The organism is Streptomyces sp. NPDC013317 (assembly GCF_055563155.1).
Map to the genome: position 1 here is coordinate 611,424 of NZ_JBVHDX010000003.1, position 18,750 is coordinate 630,173.

Annotated in this window: 14 protein-coding genes; 5 read left to right on the top strand and 9 right to left on the bottom strand. The window is 72.9% G+C overall.

Annotated elements, in window-relative coordinates; all coding sequences use genetic code 11:
• Nucleotides 1-121: 121 nt before the first annotated feature.
• From ACZ3IJ_RS11570 to ACZ3IJ_RS11580, 3 genes are all read right to left on the bottom strand, one after another.
• On the bottom strand, nucleotides 122-1,165 hold the full coding sequence (locus ACZ3IJ_RS11570; protein WP_467467471.1) for a GNAT family N-acetyltransferase: 1,044 nt from the start codon (nucleotides 1,163-1,165) through the stop codon (nucleotides 122-124).
• Nucleotides 1,166-1,438: 273 nt separating this feature from the next.
• A complete protein-coding gene (locus ACZ3IJ_RS11575) occupies nucleotides 1,439-2,329 on the bottom strand; it encodes an aminoglycoside phosphotransferase family protein (RefSeq protein ID WP_467467472.1) in 891 nt (296 codons plus the stop codon).
• A 127-nt stretch (nucleotides 2,330-2,456) separates the two neighbouring features.
• A complete protein-coding gene (locus ACZ3IJ_RS11580; RefSeq protein ID WP_467467473.1) occupies nucleotides 2,457-3,086 on the bottom strand; it encodes a TetR/AcrR family transcriptional regulator in 630 nt (209 codons plus the stop codon).
• A gap of 89 nt (nucleotides 3,087-3,175) precedes the next feature.
• Here ACZ3IJ_RS11580 and ACZ3IJ_RS11585 point away from each other — a divergent pair, with 89 nt between their 5' ends.
• Nucleotides 3,176-3,589: a DUF4345 domain-containing protein gene (locus tag ACZ3IJ_RS11585; RefSeq protein WP_467467474.1), complete on the top strand. Its 414-nt coding sequence runs from the start codon at nucleotides 3,176-3,178 to the stop codon at nucleotides 3,587-3,589.
• A gap of 48 nt (nucleotides 3,590-3,637) precedes the next feature.
• Here ACZ3IJ_RS11585 and ACZ3IJ_RS11590 read toward each other — a convergent pair whose 3' ends face one another.
• The 3 genes from ACZ3IJ_RS11590 to ACZ3IJ_RS11600 form a co-directional block, all read right to left on the bottom strand.
• Nucleotides 3,638-4,816, bottom strand: coding sequence for an acyl-CoA dehydrogenase family protein (locus ACZ3IJ_RS11590; RefSeq protein WP_467467475.1), 1,179 nt, complete (start codon nucleotides 4,814-4,816; stop codon nucleotides 3,638-3,640).
• Between the two features lie 185 nt (nucleotides 4,817-5,001).
• A complete protein-coding gene (locus ACZ3IJ_RS11595) occupies nucleotides 5,002-5,202 on the bottom strand; it encodes a hypothetical protein (protein WP_352191786.1) in 201 nt (66 codons plus the stop codon).
• A 108-nt stretch (nucleotides 5,203-5,310) separates the two neighbouring features.
• The gene (locus ACZ3IJ_RS11600; protein ID WP_467467671.1) at nucleotides 5,311-8,754 is read right to left on the bottom strand and encodes an ATP-binding protein; all 3,444 of its coding nucleotides are present in this window, start codon (nucleotides 8,752-8,754) and stop codon (nucleotides 5,311-5,313) included.
• A 96-nt stretch (nucleotides 8,755-8,850) separates the two neighbouring features.
• Between ACZ3IJ_RS11600 and ACZ3IJ_RS11605 the strand changes: the two genes are divergently transcribed.
• Together ACZ3IJ_RS11605 and ACZ3IJ_RS11610 are read left to right on the top strand one after the other, a co-directional pair.
• On the top strand, nucleotides 8,851-10,932 hold the full coding sequence (locus ACZ3IJ_RS11605; RefSeq protein WP_467467476.1) for a SpoIIE family protein phosphatase: 2,082 nt from the start codon (nucleotides 8,851-8,853) through the stop codon (nucleotides 10,930-10,932).
• Between the two features lie 19 nt (nucleotides 10,933-10,951).
• The gene (locus ACZ3IJ_RS11610) at nucleotides 10,952-11,965 is read left to right on the top strand and encodes a PHP domain-containing protein (protein WP_467467477.1); all 1,014 of its coding nucleotides are present in this window, start codon (nucleotides 10,952-10,954) and stop codon (nucleotides 11,963-11,965) included.
• A 37-nt stretch (nucleotides 11,966-12,002) separates the two neighbouring features.
• Here the strand turns inward: ACZ3IJ_RS11610 and ACZ3IJ_RS11615 are convergent, their stop codons facing one another.
• Nucleotides 12,003-13,394, bottom strand: coding sequence for an NADP-dependent succinic semialdehyde dehydrogenase (locus ACZ3IJ_RS11615; protein ID WP_391799277.1), 1,392 nt, complete (start codon nucleotides 13,392-13,394; stop codon nucleotides 12,003-12,005).
• A 104-nt stretch (nucleotides 13,395-13,498) separates the two neighbouring features.
• A complete protein-coding gene (locus ACZ3IJ_RS11620) occupies nucleotides 13,499-14,179 on the bottom strand; it encodes a ThuA domain-containing protein (RefSeq protein WP_467467478.1) in 681 nt (226 codons plus the stop codon).
• A 141-nt stretch (nucleotides 14,180-14,320) separates the two neighbouring features.
• Here ACZ3IJ_RS11620 and ACZ3IJ_RS11625 point away from each other — a divergent pair, with 141 nt between their 5' ends.
• Nucleotides 14,321-15,127, top strand: a complete 807-nt coding sequence (locus ACZ3IJ_RS11625) for a class II aldolase/adducin family protein (protein ID WP_467467479.1) — start codon at nucleotides 14,321-14,323, stop codon at nucleotides 15,125-15,127.
• Between the two features lie 46 nt (nucleotides 15,128-15,173).
• Here the strand turns inward: ACZ3IJ_RS11625 and ACZ3IJ_RS11630 are convergent, their stop codons facing one another.
• Nucleotides 15,174-15,800: a TetR/AcrR family transcriptional regulator gene (locus ACZ3IJ_RS11630; protein ID WP_467467480.1), complete on the bottom strand. Its 627-nt coding sequence runs from the start codon at nucleotides 15,798-15,800 to the stop codon at nucleotides 15,174-15,176.
• Nucleotides 15,801-15,889: 89 nt separating this feature from the next.
• Between ACZ3IJ_RS11630 and ACZ3IJ_RS11635 the strand changes: the two genes are divergently transcribed.
• Nucleotides 15,890-18,724: an FHA domain-containing protein gene (locus ACZ3IJ_RS11635; protein ID WP_467467481.1), complete on the top strand. Its 2,835-nt coding sequence runs from the start codon at nucleotides 15,890-15,892 to the stop codon at nucleotides 18,722-18,724.
• Nucleotides 18,725-18,750: the final 26 nt, after the last annotated feature.

The window sequence follows — 18,750 nt, forward strand, 5'->3', positions numbered from 1 at the left end:
ATCGTCCGGGAGGAGCCGAAGGAGAGCCGAACGCTCCGGTTCCGGCGTTCTCGCCGCGGCCGCGGCGGGCGCGGCGACCGCCGCCCCGCCGCGCCGCTTCCGTACCGTCACCAGGTCCGTCTCAGCCGCGGACCTCGGGGTCGTCGGTCCAGGTCAGGGAGTCGATGAGCCACTCGCCGTCGGCCCGCTTGATCTCGGTGTGCTTGCGCCCCCACGCCGAGAAGGGGACGCCGCCGCGGATGCCGTGCTTGTGGTAGAGCGAGGTGCGCAGGGCCCGGTCGTCGGCGACGACGGTCGAGTACTGGACCTCGAACTCCTCGAAGTCGGTCAACTCCGGTCCGTTCAGATATTCCTGACGCGGCACCAGGAACTCCTCGACGTCCATGCGGGTGAGGTTCCCGTCCGCCGCCGCGTACGCGATGACGGCGTCCGGGGCGAGCACCGCGCGGGCCGCGTCGAGGCTGACCGGTTCTCCGGAGCGGCGGGTGAAGGCGGAGAGGAAGGCGATGAGCGCCGTGTCGACGGCTCGCTCGTCGGTGGAGCGCTCCGGGGTCCTGCGCCACTCGTGGGCGAGGACGGCGAACACCGAGTCGCTGCACCATTCGTTCTTGAGGAAGGTGGCGTCGCGCAGGACGGACTCGTGGCGCATGCCGATCCGGCGCATCAGCGCGGCGGAGGCCCGGTTGCGGATGTCGCAGATCCCCATGACGCGGTGCCAGCCGAAGTGTTCGAAGGCGATGTCGAGCGCGGCGGCGACGGCCTCGGAGGGGATGCCGGTCCCGTGCACGTCCGGGTGGAAGGCGAACCCCACCTGTCCGGTGTCCGGTTCGTCGGGCTCACGACGGAGCAGCACCTCGCCCACGACCCGGCCGGACTCGTTCTCCACGGCCAGGTCGAGCCAGTCACCGGGCTTGGCGAGCGACTCCCCCGCGATGACCCGCTCCACGACCTCGGCGGTCACCTCCCGCGTGTGCGGCTCGTGCGGCAGGTAGCGCGCGACCTCGGGCAGCGAGCGGTGGGCGTGGACGGCCTCGACGTCGTCCATGCGCACGGGCCGCAGGCCGAGCCGCTTCGTCCGCACCGGGTACGGCGGGTGGACGGGCGCACCGTCGGCGGTCGGGTCGGCGGGGCCGGCCGGCTGGGGAAGGTCGGGTACGTCCGTCATGGGGGCTCCGTTCGCGCGGTGAACCCCACAGTCTGCCGGGTACGGTTCGGGCCGTCCTCCAGCGGGTCGCCGAAGCTTCGGGGCGGGCTCCGGGCTCCCGGGGCCGGGACTTCGGGGCGCGTGCCGTCGAGGACCCGCCGCCGTACCGCCACAGCGCGGTGCTGCGCTGCCCGCGTCATCTGCGCATCGGCGTGGACGGGGTACGCCCCCAGGGGGTGTCTTGTGGACGCCGCGAGCCCGGCATGATCCGCCGGACGCCCCCAGGGCCTGTGGTCAGGCCGTGACGTCGAGCATGCGCGTGAGGATGGTCCGGCCGCGGTCGGCGAGCTTCGGGTCCCGCCCGGTGACGCCCGTGTCGAGGTAGGAGACGCCCAGGCGCGCGGTGAAGAGGGGCAGGGCCCGCCGCTCGGTGTCGGAGAGCCCCCGTCCGTATCCGCCGAAGAAGGCCGGCGCGAGCTCCGGGCGCGGCGGCCAGGCCGCGCAGCACAGCCACACGAGGTCCTCGACGGCGATGCCGTGGTCGGACTTCTCGAAGTCGATCAGGCTGTGGGTGCCGCGCCGGGCGTCCCAGAGCCAGTTGCGGGTCGAGTAGTCGCCGTGCCGGAAGACGACGGGGAGGTCCTCGGCCAGCCGGGGCAGCTCGTCGCTCACGCGCTGAACGAGGGCCCGCTCGGCGGCCGTGAGGTGGTCGGCGGTGCGCTCCAGACAGGCCGCGGCCTCGTCCGCCTGCCGGGCTACCGCGGCCAGGATCTCCGTACGTTCCCGGCCCGTCCTCGGCACCGGGTGGTCGTGCCATCTGCGGAGCAGCCGGCCGGCGAGTTCGTGTACGCGGGTCTCCTCCCCGGCCGTGAGCGGGAGGCCCCTGACGACCCGACCGGGGAGCGGCGAACTCAGGATGGCCCGCAGAGCGGGGTCGCAGGCCAGGAGCCGAGGGGCCTCCCCCTCGGCGAGCGATCGGGACGCGTGGTCGTAGCCGCGCACCTCGCGGGCGAAGTTCTCCGGGTTCGGGCTGAGCTTCACGTACGCCGCCTCCGTCCCGGAGTCCACGCGCCAGACCCTGGAGTCCCCGCGGGACCAGGAGACGTCGAGGACGTGGGCGAGCCCGGGCAACCGGCGCGTGACCCATTGCCGCAGATCCGCGGGGAGGGGGGCGTCGACCGGCACGTAGGGGGCTCTTCTCGGTGGGAGACGGCGGCACTCGGAGTACCGGTCTACCCGCGCCGCCACCGCCCTTACGCGACCCGCGCCCACCTTTCATCCGAAAAGCACGCGCTTCCGGCCGCACGGCCCTCTAGGTCTCCGCGCCGTGCGCGTGTCGGGGCCAGTCCGGCGCGGGGTCCGCGGCGAGCAGCGGCCGCAGGGCACCGACGACGGCGCCGATGCACACGTCGCGCAACTGGGTGCGGGTGCAGGTCTCGTGGGTGAGCCAGTCGACGCAGAGGACCTGGACGAAGACCAGCCAGCTCTTCAGGACACCGGACACGGCCTCGCGGGCCCCCTCGTCCGCGAGGGGGAGAACGGCCAGCAGCCGCGCGCGGAGCGCGTCCAGCTCGTTCGTCATGATCGTCTGGATCACCGGGTCTCCCGCGAGGACCCGGTTCGCGGCGAGGACGGCGTTGCGGTTCGCCACGAAGTAGTCGAGATGGACGTCCATGCCCTGGATGAGCTGCTCCACCAGGGAGTCGGCGGGGTCGAACCGCGTCCGGGCGAGCAGCTGGTCGGCCGCCTGCCGGTACACGGCCGCGAAGAGTTCCTGCTTGCCGGGGAAGTGACGGTAGAGCAGGGCCCGTGAGACGCCCGCCTCTTCGGCGACCTGCTCCATCAGCACGTCGCCGTACGGATGCGCGGCGAAGAGCCGTGCGCCGACGGCGAGGAGCTGGGCGCGGCGGTCGGCGGGGGTGAGTCGCTGGCGAGGGGTCACGGACGGAGTCTAGTTGACATGCGTCTACTAGCGCTCCACTGTAGTAGACACATGTCAACTAGACGCCGCCTCGGCGGCTTGGGGGGACGATGGTCAAGGTTCTGCGGGCACTCGCGCACCTGATGGGCTGGGCCTGCGTCGCGATCGGCCTGCTCCATGTGGCACTCGGCAACGCGGCGACCCCGGGAATCGGCGCCGCCGGCGCGACGGTGGACAGCTGGGGCCGGTTCATGGGGGCGGCCTTCGTCGGCTACGGACTGGCCTGGCTGTGGGCCGCACGGCAGCGACCGGTCCCGGCCCGGGCGGTACGGTGGCTGACCGCCGTCTTCCTGCTGGGCGGGGTGGGCCGCCTGCTCTCGCTCGCCGTCCACGGCCGGCCGCACGGGTTCCAGACAGCCCTGACGGTGATCGAACTCGCCCTGCCCCCGATCCTCTTCCTGCTGGCGGGCGCAGAGGAACGAGCCGCACGGACGCCCCGGAAGACGGCGCCCGCCGAGGGCTGAGCCCGGCCGGACGGGCACGGCGCCGGGCGGGCGGGGCGCCGGGCGGGCTCAGCGGCGGACGCGGGGCATGCCGAGGCCTATCCAGGAGATGATCTCGCGCTGGATCTCGTTGTTGCCGCCGCCGAAGGTGAAGATGACGGCCGAGCGGTAGCCCCGTTCGAGTTCGCCGTGGAGGACCGTGCCCGCCGAGCCCTCCTTCAGGGCCCCGGCCGAGCCCACGACCTCCATGAGCCAGGCGTAGGCGTCGCGGCGGGCCTCGGAGCCGTAGACCTTGACGGCGGAGGCGTCCTGCGGGGTGAGGGTGCCCTGCTGGACGGCGTTCACCATCTGCCAGTTGAGGAGCTTCATCGCGTCGAGCCGGGCGTGCGTCCGGGCGAGGCTCCGGCGGACCCAGCCGAGGTCGATGACCCGTCGGCCGTCGGCGAGCTTGGTGTCGGCGGCCCAGCGCTGGACGTCGTGGAGGGCGCGGATCGCCATCGTGCCGTGGGCCGCCAGGGTCACCCGCTCGTGGTTGAGCTGGTTGGTGATGAGCCGCCAGCCCTTGTTCTCCTCCCCGACGCGACGGGAGACGGGCACGCGGATGTTCTCGTAGTAGCTCGCCGTGGTGTCGTGCGAGGCGAGGGTGTTGATGAGGGTGCAGGAGTAGCCGGGGTCGCTCGTCGGCACGAGGAGCATCGTGATGCCCTTGTGGGCGGGGGCATCCGGGTCGGTGCGGACGGCGAGCCAGACCCAGTCCGCGGTGTCGCCGTTGGTCGTCCAGATCTTCTGCCCGTCGACGACGTACTCGTCGCCGTCCCTGACCGCCCGCGTCTTGAGGGCGGCGAGGTCCGTGCCGGCGTCCGGCTCGCTGTAGCCGATGGCGAAGTCGATCTCGCCGGAGAGGATCTTCGGCAGGAAGTACGCCTTCTGTTCTGCGCTGCCGAACTGCATGATCGTCGGGCCGACGGTGTTCAGGGCCATCAGTGGCAGCGGCACACCGGCCTGGGCGGCCTCGTCGAAGAAGATGAACTGCTCCATGGGGCTCAGCCCGCGTCCGCCGTACTCGACGGGCCACCCGACGCCGAGCCAGCCGTCGGTGCCGAGCCGGCGGACGGTCTCGCGGTAGAACCGCTTCTGTGCCGCCGGGTCGGCATAGCGCGCGTGGACGTCCTCCGGCACGAGCTCGGCGAAGTACGCACGCAGCTCCTCGCGCAGGCGGTGCTGGGCGGGCGTGTACTCGAGGTGCATGGGGCCTCCCGTGGCGGCGTCCTGGGTACCGTGCGCGCGACGGCGGCCACGGTAGAACGTGTTCCACAAATGGGGAAGCCCCACGACCGTCCCGGGACGGTGGCGGGGGAAAGACCGAGTACCGCCCCGGCCCGGTGGGGGATGAGGCCGGACCGAGGGCGGTCGGGAATTCTTCCGGGCGTGGGTCAGGGCAGGAGCTCGTCCAGGGATGCGCGTCCCTTCTCCGCCATGCGGCGCTCCGCCCACGCGATGCTCTTCGGATTCACGTCACGACCTGAGGCGAGGACGAGGTCCTCCGCCGTGTATTCGCCCTCCGACCCGGCATGCAAGAGGCGGTCGGGCGTCGGGCTGTCCCCCGGAGATGTCTTGTCGGACTCAGCGTTCATGCCGCCTCCTAGGAGTTCTTCCGGTACCGGCCATTCTCGTGTCCGGGCCCCGGGACCGCATCCGGGCCGGGCCCGGGCCCGGCCTCGGGCACGGGACCGGCCTCGGGCTCAGACCAGGGCGGCGGCCTCCTTCACGGAGAGGCCGCCGCCTTCCGCGTACCGCTGCTCGTACGTCTCCGGGTCGAGGACCGTGCGCAGGGCGTCCTCCGCGCGCTCCCGTACCGACGCCTCGGTCTGCCGGGTGAGGGGGCCGAGACCGCCGCCTCCCAGGTCCGTGCCATGGGCGTCGTACGCGCCCAGGAGGCGGGCACCGTCCTCGGCGGCGCCCGGCGCGCCGAGTCCGGCCTTGGCCCACGCGGCCGTGGTGAACTGGCCGACCACGAGGTAGGGGGCCACCAGGTAGGCGAGGCTCTCCACGTCCCGTACCGAACGGGTCAGCCGCGCCGCGGCCTCGTCGTACGCGCCGTCCAGACACGCGAGCCAGCCGCGCAGTCCCCCGGAGAGGCCGATGAAGAGGTCGGGCGTGTCACCACTGAACTCCTCCTCGATGCGGTCGAGCTGCTCGCGGGCGAGGGCGGTGCGTCCGGTGTGTCCGTAGTGCTGGGCGAGAAGCAGACGCGCCGTGCTGACCGGCTCGCCGCTGGGCTCGTTCGAAGCCTCCCCGGCCGCTTCGACGAGGAGCTCTTCGGCCGCGGACCGCGCCGCGGGGTCGGCGGAGATCCTCAGGCGTACCGCGGCGAGCCGGGCCTTGAAGGCGGGCAGCTGGGAACGGGCGCCGAGGCCGGCGGTGGCGAGGGAGGCCCGCTCGAAGTCGGCGGCGGCCTCGGCGAGCCGTCCCGACCGCTCGTACGCCTCGCCGCGCGCGGAGAGGGATTCGGCGATGCCCCAGGCGTCCTGGAGCCGCTCGAAACGGGTGAGAGCCTCCTCGGCGTCGTCCGGACGGCCACCGAGGAGTTTCGCCCGCACGAGGTGGGTGAAGGCGAGGTCCCAGTCGAGGCCCTCGGCGCGGCAGGCGGCGAGGAGCGCGCCGAGCGTCTCGTCGAGGCTGTGGAACTCCCCGGTCATCAGGCGGGCGAAGAACCACATGGTCCCCGGCTGCCGGCAGTTCTGCCGGAGGCCGGGGCGGTAGGCGGAGACGACGGCGTCGAGTCGGGCGCGGATCCCGGGCCGCTGAAGGGCGGTGGCGCCTTCGCCGCCCTCGGACGCGAGCACGAGCAGCCCGCACCCTCGTCGCGCCTCCCACAGCTGTTCCCCGGACCACGGCGGCGGCGTGTCGGTGCAGCGGTCGGCGAGGGGAGCGGCGGGGCGTACGGGCGGAACGAACGGGTCGGGTCCGAGGGCGGCCGCGGCGCGGGACCAGGCACGGGCGTCGGCCTGGCGGGCCCTGAGCTGCCAGAACCAGCTCAGGGAGAGGACGAGACAGAGCGCTTCCTCCTCGTCGCCGTGCTCGACAGCGGTCCGCAGGGCGGCGGTGAGGTTGTCGTGCTCGCGCTCGAAACGGCGTAGCCAGAGGTCCTGCCCGGGGCCCCGGAGGGCGGGGTCCCCGGTGCGGGCGAGCTCCCGGTAGTGGACGAGGTGCCGGTACTCGGCGTCACCCCGGTCCCCGGCTTCGTCGAGCCGCTCACCGGCGTACTCGGCGACCGTCTCCAGGAGCCGGTAGCGCATGGCCCCGTCATCGCCGGGCGCGGCGACGACGAGCGATTTGTCGACGAGCGAACCGAGCAGATCGAGAACGTCGCCGCACGACGCCTCGGCTCTCACGGGGGTGTCGGCACCAGCGCGTGGACCCCCCACGGCACCGGCGCCGGGCCCACCGCCGCCCGGAGGCCCACCGCGGGGACGGCCACAGCCGCCCGGAGGCCCACCGCCGCCCGGACCGCCACCGGTGTCCGCGGCGACCCGTCCGGGGGGCGGGCCGCCGGCCGCCGGAGCGGCCTTCGGACCTTCCCCCTCGTACGTCGTCGGGCAGACCGCCTCCGCCGCCTCCAGGTCGCAGCCGCCCGTGAAGACCGACATGCGGCGCAGCACGGCGCGTTCGGGTGCGGTGAGGAGGTCCCAGGACCAGTCGACGACCGCCCGGAGCGTCTGCTGCCGGGGCAGGACGGTCCGTGCGCCCGACGTCAGGAGCCGGAAGCGGTCGTCGAGGCGGTCGGCGATCTGGCGCGGGGACAGCAGTCTGAGCCGGGCCGCCGCCAGTTCGATCGCGAGCGGGAGCCCGTCCAGGCGCCGGCAGATCTCGGCGCACGCCTCGGGGTCGTCGGCCGGCGCGAAGCCCGCACGGGCGGCCGCACCCCGGTCGGCGAGGAGCCGGAGCGCCGTGTCCTGCGGCAGTGGCTCCACCACACGCACGAACTCCCCCGGTACGCCGAGTGGTTCGCGGCTCGTCGCCAGAACCGTCACTCCCGGGCAGCGCGCCAGCACCTGCTCCACCAGCTGCGCCGCCGCGCCCACCACGTGCTCGCAGTTGTCCAGGAGCAGCAGCAGGCGGCGCGGCGCGCCGTACTCCACGATCCGGGTGAGGGTGTCACGCGCGGCCCCGCCCCAGAGCTGTGTCTCCCGGCCGCCGAGAGCGGTGAGGACGGCGTCGGCGACGTCGGACGCCTCGCGTACGGCGGCCAGTTCGGCGACGCGTACCCCGTCCGGCTGCCGGTCCACCATGCCTCCGGCGGCTTCCAGGGCCAGCCGTGTCTTGCCCACCCCACCGGGTCCGAGCAGGGTGACGAGCCTGCGCTCACCCAGCTCGGCCATCAGAGATCCGAGTTCACCTCCGCGCCCGACGAAGGAGGTCAGTCGGGCGGGGGGAGCCGGCGGGCGCCCCGCGGGCTCCTGACCCGCGAGCAACTCCGCGTGCAGGCAGCGCAGTTCGCTCCCCGGGTCCACTCCCAGGCGGTCGGCGAGGAGGGCACGGACCTTCTCGTACGCCTCCAGCGCCTCGGCCGCCCGGCCCGCCGCCCGCAACGCGCGGATACGGAGCGCCTGAAGCGGCTCGTCCAGGGGGTACTCGGCGGCCAGGGCCTCCAGCGACGGGAGAGCGGTGTCCGCCTCGCCCAGGGCGACGGCCGCGGTGAGCCGGTCCCGCCGGGCGTACGTGTGGCGCTGCTCCACCCGTACGACCAGCGGATCATCGTCCCGGCCCGGCAGATCCGCGAGCGCGGGCCCGTTCCACAGTCCGAGCGCGTCGTCGAGCAGCCGCGCCGCCCGCTCCGCCTCCCCGGCGGCCAGCGCCGCGGACCCCTCGGCGGCCAGTCGTTCGAACACGTACAGGTCGATGTCCTCGGGGTCCGCCGCGATCCGGTAGGCGCCGGCGAGCGAGACCACCGCCTCCCGCCCCAGCGCCCGGCGCAGCCGCCCGACCAGCGCCTGGAGCGCCTCGGTGCCGTCACCGGGGGGATCGTCCTCCCAGATCAGCTCGATCAGCTCACCCGTCCGGACGCCCCGCCCGCCGGCTGCGGCCAACGCCGCGAGCAGGGCCCTCAGCCTGGCGCCGCCGAGCGGGGCCTCCCGGCCGTCGGGCAGCAGGGCCCGGCTCGGGCCGAGGACGCGGTACGGGATGATCACCGGCCCATTCTCCCTCGCCGGGTCACAACTCCGGCACTCGGTGTGTCGCCGCCATGGCGTCGGAGGGGTGCGGGTTCGACAATGGTGGGGATGACCGATGACGACCGGAGCACGCACAGTGGCGAGATCGGGCCCACCGAGCGGCTCGCCATGAACCGGACCGGCAGCTTCGACTGGGATCTCGACACGGGCACCATCGACGTCGACGAGGCCGGGCTGCTGGTCTTCGGGCTGGAGTCGACCGGGTTCGACGGACGGCCCACCACACTCATCCAGCGCCTCGACGAGGAGGAGCGGACCCGGCTGGCCCAGGTGATCCGGCACGCGATCACCAGTGGCGAGACCTCGTACTCCGCGCACTTCCAGACCGAGGACGAAGACGGCGCACCCCAGTGGACGCACGTGCAGGCGCGGATCCTGCGGACGCCCGACGGCATGGCGCACCGCATCGTGGGGATCGTCCGGGACACCACCACCGAGGTCGCGCACTCCGAGTTCGTCCTCGACCTGGAGAAGCGCCGCGAGGTCCAGACGAGCATCGTCGAGCGGACCACGCACGCGCTGTCGCGGGCCGTGACGGTGGACGACGTGACGGCGGCCATGACCGGGCCGGGCGGGCTCGCCCGGCTCGGCGCGGACGGACTCGCGCTCGGCCTGGTGGAGAACGGATCGCTCAACATCATCGCGCTCAGCGGGGAGTCCCTGGACGCGCTGAACGACTTCCGTTCGCGCCGCCTCGACCGGGGACTGCCCCTCGCCGAGACGGTGCTGAGCGGACGGCCGCGCTTCGTGCCCTCGTTCCCCGCCATCGGACGTGACTTCCCCGTACTCGAGCCGTACGTCGAACGGCTGAGGTTCAAGTCCGCCTGCTATCTGCCGCTCGTCGCGCAGGCGCGTTCGCTCGGCGGGATGGCGCTGTTCTACCGGCGCCGCTCGGCGTTCAACGCGGACGAACGCAATCTGCTGCTGGGGCTCGCCGCGATCGTCGCGCAGTCGCTGCAGCGCGCCATCCTGTTCGACGAGGAGCGGGAGCTGGCGACCGGGCTGCAGGAGACGATGCTGCCGCGGCGCATCCCGGCGATCTCCGGCGGCGAGATCGCGGTCCGCTACCACGCGGCCTGGAGCGGGCGGCAGGTCGGCGGTGACTGGTACGACGTGATCGCGCTGCCCCGCAGCCGGGTCGGGATCGTCGTGGGGGACGTCCAGGGCCACGACACGCACGCGGCGGCGATCATGGGCCAGTTGCGCATCGCGCTGCGGGCGTACGCGGGTGAGGGCCATGCGCCCTCGACCGTACTCGCGCGGGCCTCCCGCTTCCTCGCCGAACTGGACACCAACCGGTTCGCGACCTGCACGTACGCCCAGGTCGACCTGGGCACCGGGACCGTGCGCGCGGTGCGCGCCGGCCATCTGGGGCCGCTGATCCGGCACACCGACGGCAGGGTCGGGCAGCCCAAGCTCCGGGGCGGGCTGCCGCTGGGCCTTGCGACCGTGTTCGGGGAGGAGGAGTTCCCCGAGACCCGGCTCGACCTCGTGCCCGGCGAGACGCTGGTGCTGTGTACGGACGGTCTCGTCGAACAGCCGGGCTCGGACATCCAGTCCGGGCTCGACGCGCTGTCGGCGGCGGTGAGCAGCGGACCGCCGCAGGCGGAGGCGCTCGCGGACCATCTGTCGGAGCAGCTGTGGGAGCGGTGGGGCGCGGGCGACGACGTGGCGCTGCTCGTGCTGCGGCGCAGCCCGGACCCCGGCACGCCTCGGGCGCCGCGCATCCACCAGTACATCCACCAGGCGGATCCCCAGGGCCTCTCGGACGCGCGGGCGGCGGTGGGGCAGGCGCTGCGGGACTGGAACATGGCCGAACTGGCCGACGACGCCGAGCTGTTGACAGGCGAGCTGCTCGTCAACGTGCTGCTGCACACCGAGGGCGGCGCGGTGCTCACGCTGGAGGTGCTGCCGGAACCGGTCCGCCGGGTACGGCTGTCGGTGCAGGACCGGTCGAGCGCCTGGCCTCGCAGGCGTACCCCGGGCGAGGCGGCGACCTCGGGGCGAGGCCTGATGCTGCTCGACGCCCTCGCGTCGCGGTGGGGTGTGGAGCCGCGTGGCGAGGGCAAGGCGGTGTGGTGCGAGATCGGCCCGGTGCACGCGGAGGTCGCGCCCGGGCCGTCGGCCTGAGTGTGGGTGAGGAGCGGCGATGGACCCCGTGGCGGCGCTGGACCGGATCGCCTTCCTGCTGGAGCGCTCGCAGGCGCCGACGTACCGCGTACGGGCGTTCCGTACCGCGTCCGCCGCCGTCACGGCCATGGGGGACGACGAGGCGCGCCGTCGCGTCGCGGCGGGGACGCTGGAGTCGGTCAAGGGCATCGGGCCCAAGACGGCGGCGGTGGTCAGGGAGGCGCTGGAAGGGCGTATCCCGGAGTACCTGGAGCGGCTCGAGGCCGAGATCCCCGTGCCGGAGGCCGTCGGCGGCGAGGCCCTGAGGGCCGCGCTGAAGGGCGACTGCCATCTGCACTCGGAGTGGTCGGACGGCGGCAGCCCGATCGAGGACATGGGCCGTACGGCGGCGCGGATCGGTCACGAGTGGGCGGTCCTGACCGACCACTCCCCCAGCCTGAAGGTGGCCCGCGGTCTCTCGCCCGAGCGGCTGCGGGAGCAACTGGACGTGGTGGAGCGGTTGAACGAGGAGTGGGCGCCGTTCCGTCTGCTGACCGGGATCGAGTGCGACATCCTGGAGGACGGTTCGCTCGACCAGGAGCCGGAGCTGCTCGACCGGCTGGACGTGGTGGTCGGCTCGGTGCACTCCAAGCTGCGGATGGACGCGCCGGCGATGACGCGGCGGATGGAGAGGGCGGTACGCAATCCGCTGATGGACGTCCTCGGGCACTGCACCGGGCGGCTGGTCAGCGGGGGCCGGCTGCGGCCCGAGTCGGTCTTCGACGCGGAGCGGGTCTTCGCGGCCTGCGTCGAGTCGGGGACGGCGGTGGAGATCAACAGCCGCCCGGAGCGTCTCGATCCGCCGCGTCGGCTGCTGCGGCAGGCGGTGGCGGCGGGCGTCTGGTTCGCGGTGGACACGGACGCCCACGCGCCGGGTCAGCTGGAGTGGCAGATCTTCGGGTGCGCGCGGGCGGAGGAGTGCGGGGTGCCGGCGGAGCGTGTGATCAACACCTGGTCCGCGGACCGGCTGCTGGAGTGGACACGGGACCGGTAGACCGCCGGAGCCGGTCCCGGCACCCGTCGGGAGGGCGTCAGGAGCGCTGCCAGACCGTGGTCGCGTTGCAGAACTCGCGGATGCCGTGGCCGGAGAGCTCGCGGCCGTAGCCGGAGCGCTTCACCCCGCCGAACGGAAGCGCCGGGTGGGAGGCGGTCATTCCGTTGACGAAGACGCCACCCGCCTCCAGGTCCCGTACGAAGAAGTCGATGTCGGCGTCGTTCCGGGTCCACACGTTCGAACTGAGTCCGAACGGCGAATTGTTGGCGACGGCCACGGCCTCTTCGATGTCGCTCACCGGGTAGAGCGTGGCGACCGGGCCGAAGGTCTCCTCCTGGTGGATGCGCATCTCGGGGGTGATGTCGGTCAGCACGGTCGGGCGGTAGAACCAGCCGCGCGGGAACTCCTCGGGACGCGAGCCGCCGCAGAGGACCGTCGCACCCTTCCGTACCGCGTCGTCGACGAGCTCCTCCAGGTCGGCGCGGCCCTGCTCGGTGGCGATCGGGCCGACGTCGGTGGACTCGTCGAGGGGGTCGCCGACGGTGAGCGCGGTCATGGCGGCCGTGAAGCGTTCGGCGAAGTCGTCGTAGACGTCGCCGTGGACGATGAAGCGCTTGGCCGCGATGCAGGACTGGCCGTTGTTCTGGACGCGGGCTGTGACGGCGGTCTTGACGGCGCGCGGCACGTCCGCCGAGGGCATCACGATGTACGGGTCGCTTCCGCCCAGTTCCAGGACCGTCTTCTTCACCTCGTCGCCCGCGATCGCCGCCACCGAGCGCCCCGCGGGCTCGCTGCCGGTGAGGGTGGCGGCGACGACCCGGCGGTCGCGCAGGACGGACTCGACGGCGCCCGAGCCGATGAGGAGGGTCTGGAAACAGCCCTCGGGGAAGCCTGCACGGCGGAAGAGGTCGCCGAGGTAGAGCGCGGTCCTGGGCACGTTGGAGGCGTGCTTCAGGAGGCCGGTGTTGCCCGCCATGAGGGCGGGTGCGGCGAACCGGATGACCTGCCAGAGGGGGAAGTTCCAGGGCATCACGGCGAGGACCGTGCCGAGGGGTCGGTAGTGGACCCGGGCGGTGTCGGCACCCGAGTCCCGGACGTCGCCCGGGGCCGGGTGTTCGTCGGCGAGCAGCGCCTCGGCGTGGTCGGCGTACCAGCGCATGGCCTTGGCGCACTTGGCGGCCTCGGCGCGCGCGGACGTGATCGTCTTGCCCATCTCGGTGGTCATCGTGCGGGCGACGTCCTCGGCGTCCTCGTCGAGGAGGTCGGCGGCACGGCGCATGAGGCGGGCGCGTTCGGCGAAGGAGGTGGTGCGGTACTGCCGGAAGGTCTCGTGCGCGGCGTCGATCCGCCGCTCGATCTCGTCGTGCCCGTGCGCGTCGTACGTGCGCAGTGTCTCGCCCGTCGCGGGATTCACGGTGGCGATGGCCATGGGTCTCCTCCTGCCCGTCCGTCCAACAGGAACCCTCCCGCGCCCGGCCGTCGATCGCAATCGGGGAGGGGGCACGGGGGTGACGGCCCGGGGTGTCCGGTACGTCAGGGCTCCAGGGAGCGGTGCCCGCCGGACACCCAGCGGAGCGCCCCGGCCAGATGGTCCCGGAACGTCCCGTCCTCGTACGCCTCCACCGGGTGCCCCAGCGCCGTGAAGACGACCCGGCCGGCGCCGGCCTCGCGGCACCACACCAGAGGGTGGTCCGCGCCCAGGGTCCCGCCCCGGTACGTCGCCTCGTCCGCGCGGGCCAGGACGCGTACGCCGGCGTCCCGGGGGTTCGACGTGAAGTTGTACCACTCGTCCGTCCACGCCCAGCGACCCGGCAGCGCGACCGTTCCGGGGTGGTCGGAGGCCTCCACACACACCACGCCCGGCTGGATCTCCGGGTGGCCGTCGAAGCGTGTGCCCAGCAGTTCCCCGTAGAAGGGCCAGTCGGGCTCGGCGTTCGCAGCCGCGTGGATCGCGAGGAAGCCTCCGCCTCCCCTGACGTACGCCTCGAAGGCCGCCCGGCCGGGCGCGTCGAGGACGGTTCCGGTCGTCGACAGGAAGACCACAGCAGCGCAACGTCCGAGCCGCTCCGGTGTGAAGGCGGCCGGATCCTCGGTCACCTCGGCCTCGTACCCCGCCGCGCCCGCGAGCTCCGCCAGCGCCTTCGCGCCCGCCGGGATCGAGTCGTGCCGGTAGCCCGCGGTGCGGGTGTAGATCAGGACGTCCGCGATCGGCACGAGATGGGCTCCCTGGAGGAAGTAAGCGCTTTCTGGCTCGACCGTAGCGATCGACGCCCTCGCGCCGCAACCATTGGCGAATCGGATACACCTCTGTATCTTTTGGCGGCAGCACGTCCCGCCACCGTGAGGAGCACCCCCGTGAGCACTCTCCCGCCCGCCCTGGCCGCCGCCGTGGGCCCGCTGCCCGACGGGGTCACGCTCCCCCTGCCGCCCACCTTCGGCACCGTCGAGGAGGAGCGCCGGTACCGGAAGGAACAACTCGCCGCCGGGTTCCGGCTCTTCGGCAGGTTCGGGTTCTCCGAGGGGGTCGCCGGGCACATCACCGTCCGTGATCCCGAGCAGCTCGACGCCTTCTGGGTGAACCCCTTCGGCATGAGCTTCAGCCAGATCAAGGCCTCCGACCTGATCCTCGTGGGGCACGACGGCACTCTGCTCTCCGGCAACCGCCCTGTGAACCGCGCCGCGTTCGTCATCCACTCCCAGGTCCACGCGGCCCGCCCCGACGCGGTCGCCGCCGCGCACTCGCACTCGTTGCACGGCAAGGCGTTCTCCAGCCTCGGCATTCCGCTGGATCCGATCACACAGGACGCGTGCGCCTTCTTCGAGGACCACGGCGTCTACGACGACTACCGCGGCGTGGTCAACGAGCTGGACGAGGGCGAGCGGGTCGCGAAGGCACTCGCCGGACACAAGGCGGTCATCCTCAAGAACCACGGACTGCTCACGGTGGGCCACTCCGTCGCCGAGGCCGTCTGGTGGTTCATCACCATGGAACGCTCGTGCCAGGCACAGCTGTTGGCGATGGCCGCGGGTACACCGCAGCTGATCGACCGCGAGACGGCGCTGATCACCCGGGGCCAGGTCGGCACCCCGCTGGCCGGCTGGTTCCAGGCCCGCCCGCTCTGGGACCAGATCACCGCGTCGGACCCCGACCTCTTCGACTGACCCGCGCCACGGGTTTTCGGCTGACCCGCGCCACGGGTTTTCGGACTCAGCCCTGCGCCCGGGTGTCCGTCTCCCGCGTCGAAGCCTCCAACAGCGGCGCCAGGAAGTCCCGTTCCAGAGTTCCTGGCGGCAACTCCTCCGGTTCCACGTAGCTCTGCGCGAGTCCGCCCTCGCGCAGGGCGATCAGCATCCGGGCGAACCGGTCCGCGTCCACGGTCAGTTCGCGTCCCGCCCTGCGCAGTACGGTCGTCAGGCCCCGGGCGATCTCGGCCCGCAGCCGGGCGTCGTGCTGGGCGAGCACCCAGGCCGCCTGCCGGTCCCGGATGGCGTGCAGGGTGAACTCGGTGGTGACGAGGTACCAGTCGCGCTCGTCAGGCTCGATACGGGAGGCGAGTTCGGCGAGCCGCTCCAGGGTGTACTCCTCGTCTGCGAGGCCGTCGACGGCCTCCGCGAGGCGTCGTACGGTCCGCTCGCTGTGCTCGTCGAAGAGGGCGAGGAAGAGCTCTTCCTTGCTGGCGAAGTTCGAGTAGTACGCGCCCCGGGTGTAGCCGGCGCGGTCGCAGATCTGCTCGATCGAGGTGGCGTGGAAGCCGTGCTCGGCGAAGGTCTCCAACGCGGCCTTCAGCAGGGCCGCCCGCGTCCGGGGACGGCGCTTGGTGACACCCTTCGGCACGGGGTGAGCTCCTTCGGTCGCGGTGGAGGCGCCCACGATACCGGCGGCTCTCGCAGGCACGGATCTGCCCCGGAAGATAAAATTCACGCATGGGAGAGCGGCCCGTCGCGCCCGCCGCACCCGAGCTCGTCCTCGAGATCGCAGGGGACGCGACCGTGATGAGTCCGAGCCGGGTCTACCGCATCGGGCGCGACCCCACCAGTGACATCGTCCTCGACGACGACCGGGCGTCCTGGCACCACGCGGTCCTTCGGGCCGTGGGCGACCATTGGACGCTGGCGGACGAGGGCAGTACGAACGGCACGTTCGCGGACAGCCACCGCATCGCCGTGCGCGAGGTCGGTCCGGGAACGGTCATACGGTTCGGGCACCCGGGAGACGGTCCACGGGCCGTCCTCTCCGGGACGGCCGCACGTGCGGCCCCACCCAGACCCGAGGCGCCGGCGCAGGCGCCGGCAGGCACCGCGCCCGAGCCCCAGGAACCGGCGCCGACGCCCGTACGTGAAGAGCCCGAGGAACCGGCGGCGACACCCGTACGGGCAGAGCCCCAGGAACCGGCGGCCGCGCCCCTACGGGCAGAGCCCCGGAACCCCGGGCCGACGCCCGTGCGCGCGGAGCGCGAGGCGTTTGCGCCCGCGCCGCCTGATCCCGAGCCCGCGGCGCCTGCCGCGCGGGCCCCGTCGGCGGAGGCGGCTTCAGCGGCGGCTGCATCAGCGGCGGCGCCCTCCGCCGAGCCCCGTGCGGCGGAGCCCCCCTCGACGGAAGCCCCATCCGCCGGGTCTCGTGAGGCTCCGGCGCGGGAGCCCGGGCCCGTGACACCGGTGCCCACACCCGTACCGGGCCCGGAGACGCCTCCCTCGCCCCCTCCCGTACCCAGCCCGGAGCCCCCGGCCCCCGCGCCGCCGCGGACCCCGCCCCGACCCTCCTCCGTCTCGCATCCGGCCGCGACCGGCACCTTCCGGCAGCCCACGTCCGTGCGGCCGCTGCCGACGCGCACCGTGCGGATCGGGCGCGCGCCCGACAACGACCTCGTCGTCGACGACCTCGTCGTCTCGCGGCACCACGCCGAACTGAAGGCGCGCGGCGACGGGACGTACTGGATCCAGGACCTCGGCAGTCACAACGGCACCTTCCTCAACGGCCGTCCCGTCGCCGAGGCCCGTGTCACCCCGGACGACATCGTCGGCGTCGGACACTCCGCGTTCTGCCTCATCGGAGGGCAGCTCGTCGAGTTCACCGACACCGGCGAGGTCTCCCTCGACGTGCAGGATCTGGCCGTCACGGTCGACCAGGGGCGCAAGACCCTCCTGGAGGACGTGTCGTTCCCGGTCGGGGAGAAGTGTCTGCTCGCGGTGGTCGGGCCGTCCGGGGCGGGCAAGTCGACGCTGCTCGGCGCCCTGACGGGCCAGCGCCCCGCCGACCACGGCACGGTGCTCTACGACGGCCGGGACCTCTACCGGGACTACGCGGAGCTGCGCCAGCGCATCGGTCTCGTACCGCAGGACGACATCCTCCACCTCCAGCTCACCGTGAAGCGGGCCCTGACCTACGCCTCCGAGCTGCGCTTCCCCGAGGACACCGCCGCCGACGAGCGCCGGGCCCGGGTCGACGAGGTGATCGGCGAGCTCGGCCTCGTCGAGCGGGCCGATCAGCCCATCCACAGCCTCTCGGGCGGCCAGCGCAAGAGGGTCAGCGTCGCGCTCGAACTGCTCACCAAACCGTCGCTGCTCTTCCTGGACGAGCCGACCTCGGGGCTCGACCCGGGCATGGACCGCTCGGTGATGCACATGCTCCGCGGGCTCGCGGACGACGGCCGTACGGTCATCGTCGTCACGCACAGTGTGCTGAGCCTGGACGTCTGCGACCGGCTGCTCGTGCTCGCGCCCGGCGGCCGCGTGGCCTACTACGGGCCTCCGGACGAGTCGTTGGACTTCTTCGGCTTCACCCAGTGGCCGGAGGCGTTCGAGGCCTTCGAGACCGACCGGCGCCGCGACTGGGCGGAGCAGTACCGCGCGTCGCGGCACCACCGCCGGTACATCGCCGACGCGATGCAGCGGCCGGGGCTGGCGCCCGAGGAGGGCGCGCCGGAGCCCGGTCCGCCGCGGAAGGCGCAGAGCTGGGGATCTCAGCTGCGCACCCTCGTCCGGCGTTACGCCGCGGCGCTCTCGGCCGACCGGACCTTCATCGCCATCATGATCGCGCTGCCGTTCGTGATGGGCGCGATGGCCCGGGCGCTGTCGGAGGGCAGCCTCAACCCCGAGTCGACGCTGAACGTGCTGCTGATCCTCTGTGTCGGCGGCGTGCTCACGGGGGCCGCGAACGCGGTACGGGAGCTGGTGAAGGAACGCACGATCTACCGACGCGAGAGAGCCGTCGGCCTGAGCCGTTCCGCGTACCTCATGTCGAAGGTCGTCGTCCTGGGGCTGATCACCGTCGTCCAGGCCGTGGTCCTCACGCTGGTCGCGCTGATCGGGGTGCCGCTGAACGTCCCGGACGGCAAGGGCGTGCTCATGCCGCCTCTCGTGGAGATCACGCTGGCGGTCGCGCTGCTGTCGTTCACGGCGATGATGCTCGGGCTGTTCGTCTCCGCCCTCGTGCGCAAGGAGGAGGTGACGATGCCACTGCTCGTCCTCCTCGCCATCGTGCAGGTGGTGTTCTGCGGGGCGCTGCTGACCGTCACGGGCACGCCGGTACTCGAACAGCTGGCGTGGCTGGTGCCGTCGCGGTGGGCGTTCGCCGCGATGGGGGCGACCATCGACATCGGGAAGATCGCACCGAGCGACAAGACGGCGGATCCGCTCATGGAGCACACCGCGAGCGCCTGGCTCTTCGACATGGGGATGCTGGTCGTGCTCTGTGTCGTCCTCGGGTTCCTCGTGGCGCGGCTGCTGCGGCGGCAGGAGCCGGTGATCATGCGGAAGTAGCCGATTCCCCCGACCCGACATCGGAT